The organism is Halopolyspora algeriensis, assembly GCF_003337235.1.
GTDB lineage: Bacteria > Actinomycetota > Actinomycetes > Mycobacteriales > Pseudonocardiaceae > Haloactinomyces > Haloactinomyces algeriensis.
Genome location: NZ_QPJC01000003.1, coordinates 124,828 through 139,473, shown reverse-complemented (window position 1 = coordinate 139,473; position 14,646 = coordinate 124,828). Strand labels below are relative to the sequence as shown.

Below are 14,646 nucleotides of genomic sequence, written 5' to 3'. Positions count from 1 at the left end.
ATGACCGGCCTGCGGTCGGTGTCTGCAGTGATACCGCATCCCCGGCCATTGCTGTCGATGCCGTGGCCGTGACGGGTGCGAGCCCGATTACCCACGCGGGGCCGTCTACCCTGGAAGGGCGATGACGTACCTGGACCATGCGGCCACCACTCCGATGCGCTCGGACGCGGCCGCGGTGATGAGCGAGGCGCTGGCCATGGTGGGCAACGCCTCGTCGCTGCACTCCTCGGGCAGGCGCGCACGCCGTGCGGTGGAGGAATCCCGCGAGGGCATCGCCGCCGCGCTGGGTGCGAGGCCGTCGGAGGTCGTGTTCACCGCGGGCGGCACCGAGAGCGACAACCTGGCGGTCAAGGGAATCTTCTGGGCCCGGCGAGCCGCGGATCCGCGCCGCCGCCGCATCCTGGCCTCGGCCGTGGAGCACCATGCCGTGCTGGACGCCGTGGAGTGGCTGGTCGAGCACGAAGGCGCCGAAGTCACCTGGCTGGAGGTCGACGGTCACGGCCGAGTGCGTCCCGAGGTCCTCGACGAGGCCTTGCGGGCGGCACCGGATCAGGTGACGCTGGCCACGGTGATGTGGGCGAACAACGAGGTCGGCACGATCAACCCGGTCTCCGAACTCGCCGAGGTCGCCAACTCCTACGGTGTTCCCCTGCACACCGATGCCGTACAGGCGGTCGAGACGGTTCCGGTGGACTTCACGGCGGCGGGCGTGTCCGCGCTGACGATGACCGGTCACAAGATCGGTGGTCCCTACGGTGCGGGTGTGCTGGTGCTGTCCCGGGACGTGGAGTGCACGCCGGTCCTGCACGGTGGTGGCCAGGAACGCGATGTGCGTTCCGGGACACTCGACACTCCCGGCGTGCTCGGACTGGCCAGTGCCGTGCGCGAGGCGGTCGAGGACCGGCCGCGGCACACCGACGAGCTGCGCCGGCTGCGGGACGAGCTGATCGACGGGGTGCGTGCGGCGGTCCCGGACGCGATTCTCAACGGCGATCCCGGAACCGACACCGCAGCGAGTGGGGACGTGCGGCTGGCGGGGAATGCGCATTTCACGTTCCCCGGTTGCGAGGGCGACAGCCTGCTGATGCTGCTGGACGCCAACGGGATCGAGTGTTCGACCGGTTCCGCCTGTACCGCAGGGGTGGCCGAGCCCAGTCACGTGCTCCTGGCGATGGGAGCCGATGCGCAGGCCGCGCGAGGATCGTTGCGGTTTTCGCTGGGGCACAGTTCGACCGCCGCGGACGTGCAGGCGCTCACCGAGGCGATCGGGCCGGCGGTGCAACGGGCGCGCAGTGCCGGTCTGCCCGGTCTGCGCCAGGCTTCGGTGGATTCGACGACAGCCCCGACGGAGGTGTGAAGCGTGCGAGTGCTCGCAGCGATGAGCGGTGGAGTGGATTCCGCCGTGGCAGCGGCCCGGGCAGTGGAGGCCGGACATGACGTGACGGGGGTGCACCTGGCGCTGTCGGCGCAGCCGGGGACCTTGCGTACCGGTGCGCGTGGTTGCTGCACCATCGAGGACTCCCGGGATGCCCGCCGCGCGGCCGATATCCTGGGCATCCCCTTCTACGTGTGGGACTTCGCCGAGCGCTTCACCGAGGAGGTCATCGATTCCTTCGTCGGTGAGTACGCTGCCGGGCGCACCCCGAACCCGTGCATGACCTGCAACGAGAAGATCAAGTTCGAGGCATTGCTGGACAAGGCGATGGCGCTGGGCTTCGACGCGGTGTGCACCGGCCACTACGCGCGGCTGTCGCTCGACGAGGGGGCGCCGGTGCTGCGGCGCAGCCGGGACGAGAGCAAGGACCAGTCCTACGTGCTGGCCTCGTTGACTCCCGAGCAGTTGCGGCACGCGATGTTCCCCCTGGGGGACTCCCTGAAGACCGAGGTGCGCGCCGAGGCGGCCGAGCGGGACCTGGCGGTGGCCCAGAAGCCCGACAGTCACGACATCTGCTTCATCCCCGACGGCGACACCAAGAAGTTCCTGGATGCCAAGCTGGGCGAGCGGCCGGGCAATCTCGTCGATGCCGAGAGCGGGGAGGTGCTCGGCGAGCACAGCGGGGTGCACGGGTTCACGGTCGGCCAGCGCAAGGGATTGGGCATCGACGCCCCCGCCGCGGACGGCCGCCCCCGCTACGTCCTGTCCCTGGAGCCGGTTTCTGGGAATGTCAAGGTCGGCAACGCCGATCACCTGGGCGTCACGGAGATCGACGCGACCCGCCCGATCTGGCCGTCCGAGCAGCCCCTGGAGGGGCCGACCGAGTGCTCCGTGCAGATCCGCGCCCACGGCGAGACCGCCGAGGCCGTCGCCGAGGTCACCGGTGACACCGTGCGGGTACGGCTGCGGGAGGAGATGAAGGGGGTTGCGCCCGGCCAGTCCGTGGTGCTGTACCACCCCGAGGCCGAGGGGGACCTCGTTCTCGGCAGTGCCAAGATCTCCGCCACTCGCTGAGGGCGGTGCCTGCGACAATGACCACGTGACCGAAGCACCCTGGACACCCGGTACCGCGACCGCGATCGGTTCGATGCCCGGAACCGACCCGTACGAGGCAACCCGTGTCGTCGCCGGCGAACTTCCCGAACTGACGCCGCTGCCGGAACTGCCCGCCCGGGGCGTCGGTGCGGACCTGCTGGGGCGTACGGCGGGTCTGCTGCTGGACCTGCCCGTCGAAGTCGTTCCCTCGGGGTACCGGGTCGCCGCGCGCACGGGGCGTGACCAGCGGCGGGCTGTCGACCTGCTGCGCTGGGACCTCGATGCGCTGCAAACGCTCTCCGAGACCGAGGGGCCGCTGCACACCGTCAAGGTGCAGGCCGCGGGGCCGTGGACGCTGTCCGGAGGGATCGAGCTGCAGCGCGGGCACCGGGTTCTGACCGACCACGGGGCGCTGCGGGATTTCACCGAATCACTGGTCGAGGGTCTCGTCGAACACGTGAAGCAGGTCGCGGAGCGGACCGGTGCGCGCGTGCTCGTTCAGCTCGACGAGCCGACTCTCCCGGCGGTGCTGACCGGAGGCCTGCCCACCCCGTCCGGATACGGCCACGTGGCTGCCGTTCCCGAGCCCGAGGTGCAGCGTCTGCTGTCCGAGGTGATCGACCGGCTCGCCGCGGCCACCGGCCATCCGGTCGTGGTGCACTGCTGTGCCTCGCGGCCTCCGGTGGGTCTGCTGCGCCGTGCCGGCGCCGGTGCGGTCGCACTGGATGCCACCGGCCTCGATGCCATCCCGGGGGAACTGGCCGACGAGTTGGGTGAGGCATGGGAGGAGGGGGTCACCCTCTTCCTCGGCCTGGTGCCGAGCACGACGCCCGCCTCGGAACCCGCGCTGCGCGAGCTCGCACGGCCGGCATGGGAGCTGGCCGCGCGGCTGGGCTTTCACCGGCGGATCCTGGCAGAGCGCAGCGTGCCGACACCGTCGTGCGGTCTGGGTTCGGCCTCGGCAGCCTGGGCGTGGCGTGCGCTGCGGATGGCGGCCGACCTCGGCAAGCTCTTCCGCGACGGGATCGAGGAGTAGACACCGGGAAATCGCACGGAAAAGCGGCCCTGCTCCGATATCGGAACAGGGCCGCTTCTCGTCGGGTGAGTGACGGGATTCGAACCCGCGACTCCTGGGACCACAACCCAGTGCTCTACCGACTGAGCTACACCCACCAGGGCTGCCCGGAACGTTTCCGTTCCCGGACAACGCCGACCATCCTAGCGCGCCCCGTCGAGCGCTTTGACGGGGGGCGGTGGTTGTTTCCCGCCGCAGGTCCGATGGTCGGCCGGAGGAGCGTACCGCCGGCGCCGCAGGCCGGTGAAGCCCTACTGGTCCTCGGAGGCTTCCCTGGCCTTCTCCGTGCCGCTGACCTCGGCAGCGCCTTCGAGGAGTTCGGTGGCGATCGCTTGCGCCTCCTCACTGTTCGGGCCGGGCTGAGGCACGAACGCGGTGCGCCGGTAGTAGGCGAGCTCGCGGATGGACTCGCGGACGTCGGCCAGCGCCCGATGTGCCAGCCCCTTCTCCGGCTGCGCGTAGTAGATCCGGGGATACCACCGCCGGCACAGCTCCTTGATGGAGGAGACGTCGACCATGCGGTAGTGCAGGTAGGCATCGAGCTCGGGCATGTCGCGGGCGATGAACCCCCGGTCGGTGGCGATGGAATTCCCGGCCAGGGGAGCGGAACGCCCCTCGGGCAGATAGCGACGCAGGTAGTCGAGTACCTGCTGCTGCGCCTCCGCGAGGCTCACCGTCGAGTTGCGGACCTCGTCGGTGAGCCCGGAGCTTTCGTGCATTTCCTGCACCACCTGGGGCATACCGGCCAGGACGTCGTCGTCGGCGTGGATGACGATGTCCACGCCTTCCCCGAGGATATTCAGATCGGCATCGGTGACCAGGGCGGCGATCTCGATCAGGGCGTCGGAGCCGAGATCCAGGCCGGTCATTTCGCAGTCGATCCACACTAGACGGTCGTTCACTCGCACGAGCCTAACGTGTCACGGCTGGTGATCGCCAAGAGCCCGTTCGGTGAACCGGCCCTTCCCGCTCGAGCGGGTCGGGCCGAGCGGGCCGCTCACACCGGTTCCACAGCCACCTGCGCGGGTCTGTGAGGCCGTGCTCGGCGGCCGATGTGTGTCGTCCGTCTCCTTTCGAATCCGCTGCCTGCGGTATCAGGAGACACCACCCGAGCCGGTGCTGTCGGGAAGTTCCCGCGGCACGACCTTGCCCGTGGCGTTGCGAGGGAGCTGATCGAGGAATACGACATCACGGGGACGAGCGAATTTCGACAGCCTCGAACTCACGCGTTCCCGCAGCGTGTCCGCATCGAGGGTGCTGCCCTCACGGGTGACGACGTACGCGGCCAGGCGCTGGCCGAAGTCCTCGTCGTCCACCCCGGTCACGATCACGTCGGCGACTTCGGGCAGGGAAGCGATGACGTCCTCGGTTTCCTTCGGATACACGTTCTCGCCCCCCGAGACGATCATGTCGTCCTCGCGGCCGACGACGAACAGGCGTCCGGCCGAATCGAAGCGACCGAGATCGCCGGTGGGCATGAGCCCGTCGTGGAGATCCTTGCCGGATCCGTTGGTGTATCCCTCGAAGAGCATCTCGTTGGCGACGAAGATGCGCCCGGTTTCACCGGTGCGCACGGGTCGGCCGTCGCTGCCGAGGAGACGCAGCACCGTCCCCGGTGGTGGGGTGCCCACGGTTCCCGGAGCCTGCCGCAGATCCTTCGGGGTGGCGATGCTCGCCCACGAGACCTCGGTCGATCCGTAGAAGTTGTACAGGACCGGACCGAATTCCTGCTGGATGTCCTTCGCGAGGTCCGCAGGCAGGGCCGACCCGCTGCAGGCGATCACCCGGAGCGATCCGCAGTCGTAGGGAGAACGCACGCTGGCCGGAAGCTCGGTGATCCGCCGCAGCATGACGGGCACGGCGAACACGGAGGTGCAGCGGTGCCGCTGAATCGCGGCCAGTGCCTGCTGCGGGTCGAACTTGCGGCGCAGTACGAGGGTGGCGCCGAGGACGATGCCGAGCTGGAAACCCGCGAAACCCCACGTGTGAAACAGCGGAGCACAGATCAGCATCCGTTCGGCGCTGCGCAGCGGCATGCGGGACAACACCGTCGCGGCCGGGGACAACCCCCCCGGGTCCGGCCGCCGGGCCCCCTTCGGTGACCCGGTCGTGCCCGAGGTGAGCACGATCACGCGATGGTGTCGCGGGGGGCGGGGAAGCGGCCGTGCCGGGGCGCTGCCGATGAGGTGTTCCAGGGTGGCGTGCCCGGTGGTGCCCTCGGTCCACGCCAGCACCACCTCGGTTTCGCCGACGGCGGTGATGTGCTCGGTGAACTCGCTGTCGACGATCAGGAGCCCGACGTTCTGCTCGGCGACCACGGTGGCCACCTGGTGCGGGCTGAGACCGGTGTTGAGTAGGGCGACGTCGACACCGACCTTGGCGCACGCGACGATCGTTTCGACCATCCCGTGGTGGTTGCGGCACAGGATTCCCACGCGCGTGTCGCGATCGAGACCCCGCTCACGCAGGCTGTGTGCCAGCCGGGTGGTGCGCTGCTCCACCTCGGCGTAGCTGAGTGCCCCCCGCTCGTCGATGATGGCCGGGCGGTCGGGATGCCGGACGGCTCCGACGGCATAGCCCAGCGGTGGCGTGATCCCCCAGCGTCGCCACGCGAGCAGGATTCGCAGCAGCTTGTCCGGCAGCATCGGCCGCACGACTCCCTGCCGGGCCAACGTCACTACGTTGAGCAGTCCTGGAGCCCTGCGCCGGCACCAGGACGAGAGCCTGCCTTCGACCCCGTCCGAGAGGCCGGATGGCCGTGCTGGCCGCTTCGAAAAGTCGATCGCCATGCGTTCCCGTCCGTCGTTGCTACTCGTGAGTAGATAATGCCTGGCGTCACTTCCGAGGAAAAGGGGTCGGCGAGGATCTCACCGTCGCTCCCGGTTGGCAGACTGGAGTGCGTGATCGAGTTCGACACACGTCTGTGGCGCTTGCTCCACCGAATACTGCTGGTGCTGGCCGTGGCCGTCCCGGCGCTGCTGTTGGGGCTCGGCCCCCGCCCCGAGCGATCGGACTCACTGCTCGGTCTCCTGGCGGTGCTGATCGTGGTGGTCCCGGTAGCCGTCGCGGTGTGGCGGCTGCCGCCCCGTGCGCGCCGGGCCCTGCGCGGACTCCCGCGTCACCGGCCACTGCTCACCGTGACCGCCGTGCTGCTCGCCTGCGTGACGGTGCTGGTCGGGTGGTGGGCACTGGTCAACGCACTGTTCCCCGGCACGCTCTCCCCGCTGGCACTGGCGTTCGCGGCCACCGCCGTGGCGGGCATCGTGGCCGGAATCAATCGGCTCACACGGTTGCGGTAGGGCACGGTGGAAGCCGGCCACCGTGCCGTGCCGTCAAAGCATGCTGCGGCCTCACACCGGGCGGACGACCAGCCCCCGCGGTTCGCTCGTGAAGGTCAGAGTTCCTTCGAACTCGGCGATGGGCAACTCGTCCCGGATGAGGCGATGCGGCGTCCCGGACGTGTCGATGGTGATCTCCTGCGCGGCGAACTCCTGCGCGGCGAAGTCGGGGCCCTGCAGCTGGACGTGCAGGCGCTGCTCGTGCAGCGTGACCGTCACCTGGCCACCGGGGATCGACAGCGGCTCACCGTCGCGGGTGATCGTGATGCTGCTCTCGTCGGCGTTCTCGGAGCTCTCGGGAAGCACCGCAACGCGGGTGAGCGCGACATCGCGCGCACCCTCGGTGCCGGCCATACCGATGACGTCACGCGCGACCTCGTCGGCAGGGGCATCGCCGTTGGGTCGGGGTGTCAGAACCGGGGATCCGGTCTTGGCCGCGAGCCGGTAGGGCTGCCACGACCCTGCGCCGACCAGGTTGGCCACCGCAGCGACTTCGCTGCCCGCGAGGAGTTGCTCGCTGTCCGGAGCCGGTGTCACCTCGACGGCTGCGACACCCCGGTCATCGAGCAGCTCGCTCAGTGCCTTTGCTCGCTGCCTGCCCTTCCGGTCGAACCCGCGGGTGATGGCGACGGTGTCGGATCCCGTCGAGGCGTTCGCAGCCGCCTCGGTGAGCTCGGCCAACGGGGGCCACACCGACGTCGGATCGGGCCGGGTGGTCCGCCCGGAACGCACGGAGAGGGGAGTGTCGGTCGTACTGTTCATCACCCCCACTCTAATCCGGTGGTGAGGGTTCCCTCACCACGCGTCCCCGCGTCCGGATGTGACATCGCTCGCCGGCACGTCGCTCCCTGATGTCGGCGCTACCGCAGCGAGGCGCAGCCGGAGGTTCCGCCACCCGCACTCCTACGCGAACCAATCCGCGGACCCTTTAACTGTCCCAAGTGCTGACGGTGAGTCCTTCGACCTTTTCCTGCCGGTCGGCGACCCGGGTCTCGCACACCGGGCAACGGGCCGTGATGCGGCGGCTCGCGGGTTCCCGGGAGGTGGGCCAGGTTTCGTAGGGCAGCTTCACCCCCGCCGAGCACAGGGCGGTGACGAGGTCACCCGCGGGGCGGGATCCCGGGTGGTCGGTGATGGCATGCCTGATCTGCTGACCGGCTGGAACGATCCACCACACCTGCTCACGACCGAGAAACATCCCCCGTACCTCCTGGTCTGCGCGACCACCGGGCTCGGGCGGGCTCGGGCGGTCACGAAATCCGATCCTGCACAGTTTCGGCTGCGAGGGCAGACCTGTACATGGTCCGTTCGAGCGATTCCGGAAGAAGAACCGCCGCAACAGGCACCGGCGTTTCGAGCGGTCGGACCGATCGAGCAACGCGCCCGGTACTTGACCGAGCTTGCTACGTTGAGTCCAGTGACGCGGGGTGCCCGATCCGCCCGAATCGCACGGTCGGCCGGGCTGAGAAGAGACCCGTCGAACCTGAACTAGCTCGCACTAGCGAAGGGACGTCGTGAACAGGATGCGTTCGATGCGGTCGAACCAGACGGCAACTTCGGGAACCGGGTTCTCCGGGAGCGATTCCGGGCGGACCGAGCAGGCACGGACCGGACCACCTTCTCGATCGGACGAGGGGTGGATTCCCAACGTGGTGACCATCGCCGGGACCGATCCCAGCGGCGGTGCCGGCATCCAGGCCGATCACAAGGCGTTTTCCGCGCACGGCGCCTACGGGATGTCGGTGATCACGGCCCTGGTGGCGCAGACCACCACCGGGGTGTCGCAGGTGCACGAGGTACCCCCGGAGTTCGTCACCGCGCAGCTGGTCACCCTGCTCGACGACGTTCGCGTCGACGCCGTCAAGATCGGCATGCTGGCCAACGCCGAGGTGATCCGGGCGGTGGTACGGATCCTGGACGACTACGCACCGCCCCACGTCGTCCTGGACCCCGTCATGGTGGCCAAGAGCGGCGATCGGCTGCTGGCCACCGAGGCCGTGCGCACCCTGCGTGAGCAACTGCTGCCTCGGGTGGACCTGATCACTCCCAACCTGCCGGAGGCCGCCGACCTGCTGGGTGCGGAGGAACTCCACGACCCCGGGGAAATGCCCGCGCAGGCCGAGCGGTTGACCGGGCTGGGAGCCAAGCGGGTTCTGCTCAAGGGCGGACACCTGGCCGGCGACTCCAGTGTGGACGTTTTCTGTGGTGACGGATCGACCGAGTTGCTGCACTCCGAGCGCGTCGCAACCACCAACGACCACGGCACGGGATGCACGCTCTCCGCGTCGATCGCCGCGTTGCGGCCCCAGCGCCCGGACTGGTCGAGTGCCGTCCGGGAAGCCAAGACATACCTCGGTGAGGCCTTGCGGGCGGCCGACCGGCTCGATGTCGGTCACGGGCACGGACCCGTGCACCACTTCCATCACTGGTGGGGGTGAAGAGGGTCTGCGGGATTGGTTCGCGTAACGGTGCGGTCAGCTGCCGTAGATCCTGCGTGCGAGTGCGATCTTCCCTTCCTGCAGGTCCTGCAGTGCGCTCGGGGAGAAGCCACCGTTGTCCGGTGGTGCCGGGGTCGGGATCCGAAGCCCCTCGCTGAGCTCCCAGCCCGATCCCCGCTCGAGCAGTGACCGGTGCTTGTTGGTGTAGTAGCCGGAATTGATCGAGACCGCGACCCCCTGAGCACCGGCCGCGGCAGCCATCAGGTGCATGTGGAACCGGGTGGACAGCCACAGCTGGCCCGCGGCCGCGGGCAGGCCGTTGTCGATGATCTCGGAGAACGGGTAGAAGCGGGCACCGGGCAGGTGGTGCTCGACGAGCGTGAACACTGCACGATCGACCCACGGGATGCCCTCGACGAAGCCCACCTGCTCGGGCGGGGTGTCCCAACTGTGCAGCGTGTCGAGCAGGAAACCGGCCAGCGCGGGCTTGCTCATGTCGAGCAGGTCGCTCTGCAGGCAGACCATGACCTTCCGCAGGTCGTCAGTGCGGAACAGTCCGGGTTCGATCCCGAAGAACAGGTCGTCGCCGGTGTACTCGACCTGGCGCGAAGAGTGCAGCAGACTGCCGGAAGGCTCGTCACGGACGTCGACGATCTCGAAGTGTGCGGCGAGACTGCGCAGCAGCGGCTGTGTCTCGTCGCTCATCGGGCACAGACCCTGGCCGGTCATGACCGCGCGTCCGCCGGAACGGCGCACCGCCGCCGCGGCGGCGGCAAGCAGTCCGATGTGGCGTGGCCAGATGCCGTTGACGAAACCACCGCCGATGAGATGCACGAGATCGGCCCGGGCGGCCATCTCGATCCCGGCGACCCAGCGCGGGGCCATCCCGGGGTTGTTGATCGCATGCTGCACGAACGAGGCGGTTTCCCAGGGCTCGTCGGAGGGGGACTCCCAGCACAGCCGCCAGAAGGTGTCGGTGACCCGCAGATTCGGATGCAGATGACCCAGCAGAACTTCGCTGGGTCCGGGGTTCGGGCAGTCCAGCCAGACTTCACTGTCCGGGGCGATGCGAGCCAGGTGCTTCAGCCACGTGGCGGCGATGAGCTCGTCACCGTAGTTCGGATGCCCGGTCGTGGCGACCAGGTAGACCATCGCGGGCGCGGGGAAGTCGTGGCTGCTCACTGGCGGCTCCTGTGCGGTGCGATGTCACCCGAGAGTATCGGCGATTCGCCACCGAATGTAGCAACGCGGAGCCGGCGGGAGTGATCGAAGCGGTGGTGGAACCGATCACTCGGACAAGCCTTCGCGAACCACTCTCGCAGGTGCGGGACCGCGAGGTGGTCACCGGGACCGAACCCACCATGGCGGTGACACGCTCGACCTCCGGTTCCGCTCCGGCCGCGTGGGGGGTCGGCGGGGTCAAGAGTGCCCGAAAAGGGGGCTCACAGCTCGGCGAGCTGGGCTCGGATGCTGTCGAGGCGCTGGTGCGCGCGCCGGAAATGCTCGGCGTGGTGCTGCCGGAAGAGGTCGCTCGGAGGGCGCTGGATATCGACCGGTTCCTCGCTGTGCTGCGCCGGGGGGTGTGTCCGTGCAGCGGCTGCCTGCGATTGCTCTGCGGTGGTCTCCGCGGGTTCCGCTGTACGCAGGGTGGTGTGTGCCGCTGTGGCGGCGTGCTTCGGCGCCGTGTTCGTCACTCGGGTGGGCTGGGAGACGCGTCGCCTGTTCAGTGCATGCTTTCCCGCGCCGCCGGACCGCGCGGCACCGCGGTCGCTGCCATCGCCGCGTTTCACACGGTGCAGGACCGACCAGAAAACGAGCGCCACCAGTGTGAGGCCGCCGAGGAATGTCAGGAGCAGCATGCTCGTGGTCGGCGCGGGAGAATACGCGAGCTGCATGGCCGTCCCCTTGTCGCCTGAGGAGTGTTTCACAGGGTTTGCGTAGGTGGTCCGTGAACCGCCGCCCGGGAACCGCCGCCTGGTGGGCGGTCCTGCCGAGGAAGGAGGGTGCCGGCGTTGCAGGCCACATCGGGGAGGAACTCTCCGTTCCGTGGCCTGCCGCCTTGTTGCTGCCTTGCGGGTCGAAATGCCGAAAAGCGGGTCATCGTGCCCGAGCTGATCGCTCGTGCGAAAAAGCCGTCTCGCAGCCGGGCACCGCATCGCGTGTTGTGCAGCGCTTGTCAGCCCTGCCGGGAAGCATCGTGCCCGTCGGTGGCCACCGGTGTCACCGAGGTCAAGCCTGCGCCGTTGGTGTTCAGCGGGACCGTGTACGTCTGGACATCGTCTCGCTGCTCGGGCAGACGCACCTGGATCTGCGGTGGCTCCGGCAACGGCTCGGGTTCCAGGGCGGTACTGGGCGCCTGGGCATGCAGCACCGTGGTGGACTCGCTGATGGCATCCGCGGCCTTGTCCATGCAGGAAAGAACCGCCTGCCGGAGTTGTTCCAGTTCGGTGCGCTTGCGGGAGGCCTCTTCCTGCACATCGAGGCGGAACTGTTCCGACGCGGCGTCACGCTGCCCGCATTCCTGCTGAGCACGGGTGATCAGTTCGTCGGCCTCCTGCTGTGCTGCGGCCACCATCGCCTTGTACTCGTCACGGACGGTCTTGCGCATCCGGTGCTCCCGTTCCCGGATATCGCGGACCTGGGCGGCATGCTCACGCCGCATCTGGTCGCGCCGCTTCTCGACTTCGGCGAGCAGGCTCGAGCACTCGGCGCGGAATTCACGGGTGGCGTTCTCGGCCTCCTCCACGAGCTGATCCGCCTCGCTCTCGGCGGCCCCACGGATGTTCTCGGCCTGGTGCTGGGCCTGCTCCCGAAGCGTCTGGACCTCTTCCTCGGCATTGGCGAGCATGTTCTGCACGCGCTGGGATGCCGCGGGCAATCCGGTGTCGGAGGACTCGATGCGCTTGAGTTGCTGCCGGGTCTCGTGCAGGTCCTGCCGCGTGCTGTCATAGAGCTTGCGCAGGTCCGAGTTGAGCCGGACCGCTTCGTTGCGGTCGATCGTGACGATCTTGAGCTGGTCTTCCAGGACCTCGAGATGCTCGATGACCTGGTTGCGATGAAAGCCCCGGAACTGGACGTCGAATCCCGGACGAAGGGGGATTACGGCTTCGTCGGCGTCATCCATACTGGACACTCCCTTCCGGACGAACCTACCGGGAATGGGCCTGGGTGGGTCGGCTTGTACGAAGAGTAAGCGAGTTCGGCGACTCTCGCTCGGTGGGCGGGGAGGTGCTCACACCGCCCGGGGTATCCCGGCGACCTTCCGGTCCGTGACCGTGGCGCCGGGTCCCTGCTCGAAAGTCACTGCTCGGGCTGCCGCGAGGTGTGGCCGGGCTTGACTTCGCCCAGCCGCGCCCGCAGTTCGGCGATGCGCCGGCGGGCCACTTCCATGGGTTCCTCGTCGCCTTCCTGCACCGGCGCTGCCGCACCGTCCGCGGCATACGGAGAGCGGGCGTGCTCGCTGCGGTCCTGGTCGGGCTGCCCGGCTGCTCCGGCGGCCTGTTGGGGCAACCGGCCGCTCTGCTGGGGCCACGCGGTGGCCTGCTGCGGCTTCGAGGGTTGAGAGCCATTCCCCGGATGGGGGGAGCCGTTGCCCAGGGGAGAGGAACCGTTGCCCCCGTGGTGGGAGCCGTTGCCCAGAGGAGAGAAGCCATTGCCTGCCGCACCCGCATTCGCCGACAGGGGCGGGTCGACGGAAACCGGCTGTGTCGGTTGCTCCGAGCCGGTGGTGGTCGCCGGAGCGCTCGATTGCTCCCCCGAACGGCCCCGGCGAACACCGTCCTCCCGGCTTTCCACGGAGCGATGTTCCACGGGAGATCGGCTTTCTGCGGAGTGGTCCTTGGCCGGCTCGTCGTCCGCTGCCCTGAGCCTGCCGGGCTGCGACTCCTCTGCGGCGGTGCCCGCAAGGCTGTGCGACCCCGGAAGCGAGGGCGGGTGCGCTCCGGCACTCTCCGGTGGCGCCTGGGGCGCGGCCCACTGGCGCTGCCCGGGCTCGATGCGGTACGGCTCGGCCGGCTTGGCCGAGTCCTCGGATGCCGCCGTGGAGGTCGTGAGCTGCACAATCTCCTGACGCAGTCGTTCGTTGCCACGTCGCGCGCGTGCCAGCAGGAAACCGGCAGCGAGGGCGGTGACCAGAATCCCGAGTAGGAATGTGATCAGCATTCGTATGAGCTCCAAGACGGAGAGATCGAATGGCATCGGATCAGCTTCTCTGCTCTGCGGGGCGTACGGAGTGCCCCATACCGGAGTGTGTCCGGGACGTGGTACTCACGGGGATGTCCTCGCCGACGATGTCGTCGTCGACCACTGCGCTCACCGGCAATTGCCCGTGGCCGCCCTGTGCACCGTCGTAACCGGCCTGGACCGGGATGTGCACACGCCCCCCGCTCCTGTCGGCGGATTCCGCGGTGGAGTCGTGGGACCGGTCCCCGGAGGATTGCTGATCGGAAGCCGCGGAGAGGCCGGGCACGGCCAGTTGCACGACCACCGCGTGGTTGGTCCCGGCGAATTCGTGCATCGCGCCGAGGGTCTCGAGGATGCGCCGGCGGAATTCGTCCAGTTTGGTCGCCCGCGCCTCGATGTCCTCCACCACGCTCGCGTGATACGCCTCGGAGGCGGCCTCCATTTCCTGACACCGCTGTTGGGTCTGGTGCAGGAGTTCGGTGGCATCGCGATGCGCCGCCGTCATGGCTTCTTCGTACTTTTCGCGGGACGCGCGGTGCATTTCCTCGCGCTGTGAATCGATCTCGGACATCTGCTGGGAGCGCTGTTCCGCCAAATGGGCGCGCTGTTGCTCGAGATCGTTGATCAATTCGGCGCACTCCTGCCGGAGCGCTTCGGCTCTGGCTTCGGCCTCATTGCGGGTCTGTTCGGCTTCGGTGCTGGCCGTGCCCCGGATGGTCTCGGCGTCCCGCCGGGCGTTCTCGCGGATCGCATTGGCTTCCTCGTCGGCCATCATGAGCATGTTCTGCATACGCCGGGTGGCGTGGGGCAGGCCGGTTTCGGAGGTCTCGATCCGCCTCAGTTCGGTCATGGTCGTTTCGAGGCGATGTCGCGTTTCGTCGGTGATGCGACGCTGGTCCTCGTTGAGCCGCATCGCCTCGTCGCGGTCGGTGGTCAACATCTTGACCTGATCTTCGAGCAATTCGATGTGCTCGAGGACCTGTTTGCGGTTGAATCCCCGGAACTCGTTGTCGAACCCCGGACGCAGGGGTACGACGGTTTCGTCGTTCATAGCCCACCGCATTTCTCTTCGGCACGATGTTGCCGGAGATCGTATGCACCGCCGGGGAAGGCCGCGATTCGAATCTGTGCCGATCGCGGGGC

14 protein-coding genes, 1 tRNA gene and 1 riboswitch are annotated in these 14,646 nt (G+C 68.6%); of the genes, 5 read left to right on the top strand and 10 right to left on the bottom strand.

Annotated elements, in window-relative coordinates; genetic code table 11:
- Window positions 1-121: 121 nt before the first annotated feature.
- The 3 genes from DFQ14_RS07100 to DFQ14_RS07090 are packed head-to-tail and all read left to right on the top strand — an operon-like array spanning window position 122 to window position 3,506.
- Window positions 122-1,357 (top strand): cysteine desulfurase family protein, encoded by a 1,236-nt coding sequence (locus DFQ14_RS07100; RefSeq protein WP_114452308.1) that lies wholly within the window; start codon window positions 122-124, stop codon window positions 1,355-1,357.
- A gap of 3 nt (window positions 1,358-1,360) precedes the next feature.
- Window positions 1,361-2,449 carry a tRNA 2-thiouridine(34) synthase MnmA gene (mnmA, locus tag DFQ14_RS07095; RefSeq protein ID WP_114452307.1) on the top strand — a complete coding sequence of 363 codons (1,089 nt, stop codon included), beginning with the start codon at window positions 1,361-1,363 and terminating at the stop codon, window positions 2,447-2,449.
- A gap of 25 nt (window positions 2,450-2,474) precedes the next feature.
- Entirely contained in the window at window positions 2,475-3,506 is a 1,032-nt protein-coding gene (locus tag DFQ14_RS07090) for a uroporphyrinogen decarboxylase/cobalamine-independent methonine synthase family protein (protein ID WP_114452306.1), read from the top strand.
- A 64-nt stretch (window positions 3,507-3,570) separates the two neighbouring features.
- Here the strand turns inward: DFQ14_RS07090 and DFQ14_RS07085 are convergent.
- From DFQ14_RS07085 to DFQ14_RS07075, 3 genes are all read right to left on the bottom strand, one after another.
- A tRNA-His gene (locus DFQ14_RS07085) sits at window positions 3,571-3,643 on the bottom strand.
- Window positions 3,644-3,796: 153 nt separating this feature from the next.
- Complete coding sequence (gene orn / locus DFQ14_RS07080; RefSeq protein ID WP_114452305.1) at window positions 3,797-4,447, bottom strand: oligoribonuclease; 651 nt, start codon at window positions 4,445-4,447, stop codon at window positions 3,797-3,799.
- 192 nt (window positions 4,448-4,639) lie between these two features.
- On the bottom strand, window positions 4,640-6,190 hold the full coding sequence (locus DFQ14_RS07075; protein ID WP_246195684.1) for an AMP-binding protein: 1,551 nt from the start codon (window positions 6,188-6,190) through the stop codon (window positions 4,640-4,642).
- 255 nt (window positions 6,191-6,445) lie between these two features.
- Between DFQ14_RS07075 and DFQ14_RS07070 the strand changes: the two genes are divergently transcribed.
- A complete protein-coding gene (locus DFQ14_RS07070) occupies window positions 6,446-6,844 on the top strand; it encodes a hypothetical protein (RefSeq protein ID WP_114452303.1) in 399 nt (132 codons plus the stop codon).
- A 51-nt stretch (window positions 6,845-6,895) separates the two neighbouring features.
- Here the strand turns inward: DFQ14_RS07070 and DFQ14_RS07065 are convergent, their stop codons facing one another.
- Window positions 6,896-7,645 carry a hypothetical protein gene (locus tag DFQ14_RS07065; protein ID WP_114452302.1) on the bottom strand — a complete coding sequence of 250 codons (750 nt, stop codon included), beginning with the start codon at window positions 7,643-7,645 and terminating at the stop codon, window positions 6,896-6,898.
- 166 nt (window positions 7,646-7,811) lie between these two features.
- Window positions 7,812-8,081: a hypothetical protein gene (locus DFQ14_RS07060; RefSeq protein WP_114452301.1), complete on the bottom strand. Its 270-nt coding sequence runs from the start codon at window positions 8,079-8,081 to the stop codon at window positions 7,812-7,814.
- Between the two features lie 215 nt (window positions 8,082-8,296).
- Window positions 8,297-8,410, top strand: a riboswitch (TPP riboswitch).
- A gap of 5 nt (window positions 8,411-8,415) precedes the next feature.
- Between DFQ14_RS07060 and thiD the strand changes: the two genes are divergently transcribed.
- Window positions 8,416-9,321 (top strand): bifunctional hydroxymethylpyrimidine kinase/phosphomethylpyrimidine kinase, encoded by a 906-nt coding sequence (thiD, locus tag DFQ14_RS07055; protein WP_114452472.1) that lies wholly within the window; start codon window positions 8,416-8,418, stop codon window positions 9,319-9,321.
- 36 nt (window positions 9,322-9,357) lie between these two features.
- Here thiD and DFQ14_RS07050 read toward each other — a convergent pair whose 3' ends face one another.
- From DFQ14_RS07050 to DFQ14_RS07030, 5 genes are all read right to left on the bottom strand, one after another.
- Window positions 9,358-10,473: a polysaccharide pyruvyl transferase family protein gene (locus tag DFQ14_RS07050; protein WP_114452471.1), complete on the bottom strand. Its 1,116-nt coding sequence runs from the start codon at window positions 10,471-10,473 to the stop codon at window positions 9,358-9,360.
- Window positions 10,474-10,763: 290 nt separating this feature from the next.
- Complete coding sequence (locus DFQ14_RS07045; RefSeq protein ID WP_141921347.1) at window positions 10,764-11,249, bottom strand: hypothetical protein; 486 nt, start codon at window positions 11,247-11,249, stop codon at window positions 10,764-10,766.
- Window positions 11,250-11,497: 248 nt separating this feature from the next.
- Entirely contained in the window at window positions 11,498-12,445 is a 948-nt protein-coding gene (locus DFQ14_RS07040; RefSeq protein ID WP_114452299.1) for a coiled-coil domain-containing protein, read from the bottom strand.
- 176 nt (window positions 12,446-12,621) lie between these two features.
- Window positions 12,622-13,482 (bottom strand): hypothetical protein, encoded by an 861-nt coding sequence (locus DFQ14_RS07035; protein WP_114452298.1) that lies wholly within the window; start codon window positions 13,480-13,482, stop codon window positions 12,622-12,624.
- A gap of 40 nt (window positions 13,483-13,522) precedes the next feature.
- Window positions 13,523-14,554 carry a hypothetical protein gene (locus tag DFQ14_RS07030; RefSeq protein ID WP_114452297.1) on the bottom strand — a complete coding sequence of 344 codons (1,032 nt, stop codon included), beginning with the start codon at window positions 14,552-14,554 and terminating at the stop codon, window positions 13,523-13,525.
- Between the last annotated feature and the right edge of the window lie 92 nt (window positions 14,555-14,646).

Bases quoted from the DNA above. Each gene is read 5' to 3' on its own strand.
- DFQ14_RS07100 (WP_114452308.1), top strand. From the start codon at position 122: ATGACGTACCTGGACCATGCGGCCACCACTCCGATGCGCTCGGACGCG.
- DFQ14_RS07075 (WP_246195684.1), bottom strand. From the start codon at position 6,190: ATGCTGCCGGACAAGCTGCTGCGAATCCTGCTCGCGTGGCGACGCTGG.
- DFQ14_RS07065 (WP_114452302.1), bottom strand. From the start codon at position 7,645: ATGAACAGTACGACCGACACTCCCCTCTCCGTGCGTTCCGGGCGGACC.
- DFQ14_RS07060 (WP_114452301.1), bottom strand. From the start codon at position 8,081: ATGTTTCTCGGTCGTGAGCAGGTGTGGTGGATCGTTCCAGCCGGTCAG.
- thiD (WP_114452472.1), top strand. From the start codon at position 8,416: ATGCGGTCGAACCAGACGGCAACTTCGGGAACCGGGTTCTCCGGGAGC.
- DFQ14_RS07050 (WP_114452471.1), bottom strand. From the start codon at position 10,473: ATGGTCTACCTGGTCGCCACGACCGGGCATCCGAACTACGGTGACGAG.
- DFQ14_RS07040 (WP_114452299.1), bottom strand. From the start codon at position 12,445: ATGGATGACGCCGACGAAGCCGTAATCCCCCTTCGTCCGGGATTCGAC.
- DFQ14_RS07035 (WP_114452298.1), bottom strand. From the start codon at position 13,482: ATGCTGATCACATTCCTACTCGGGATTCTGGTCACCGCCCTCGCTGCC.
- DFQ14_RS07030 (WP_114452297.1), bottom strand. From the start codon at position 14,554: ATGAACGACGAAACCGTCGTACCCCTGCGTCCGGGGTTCGACAACGAG.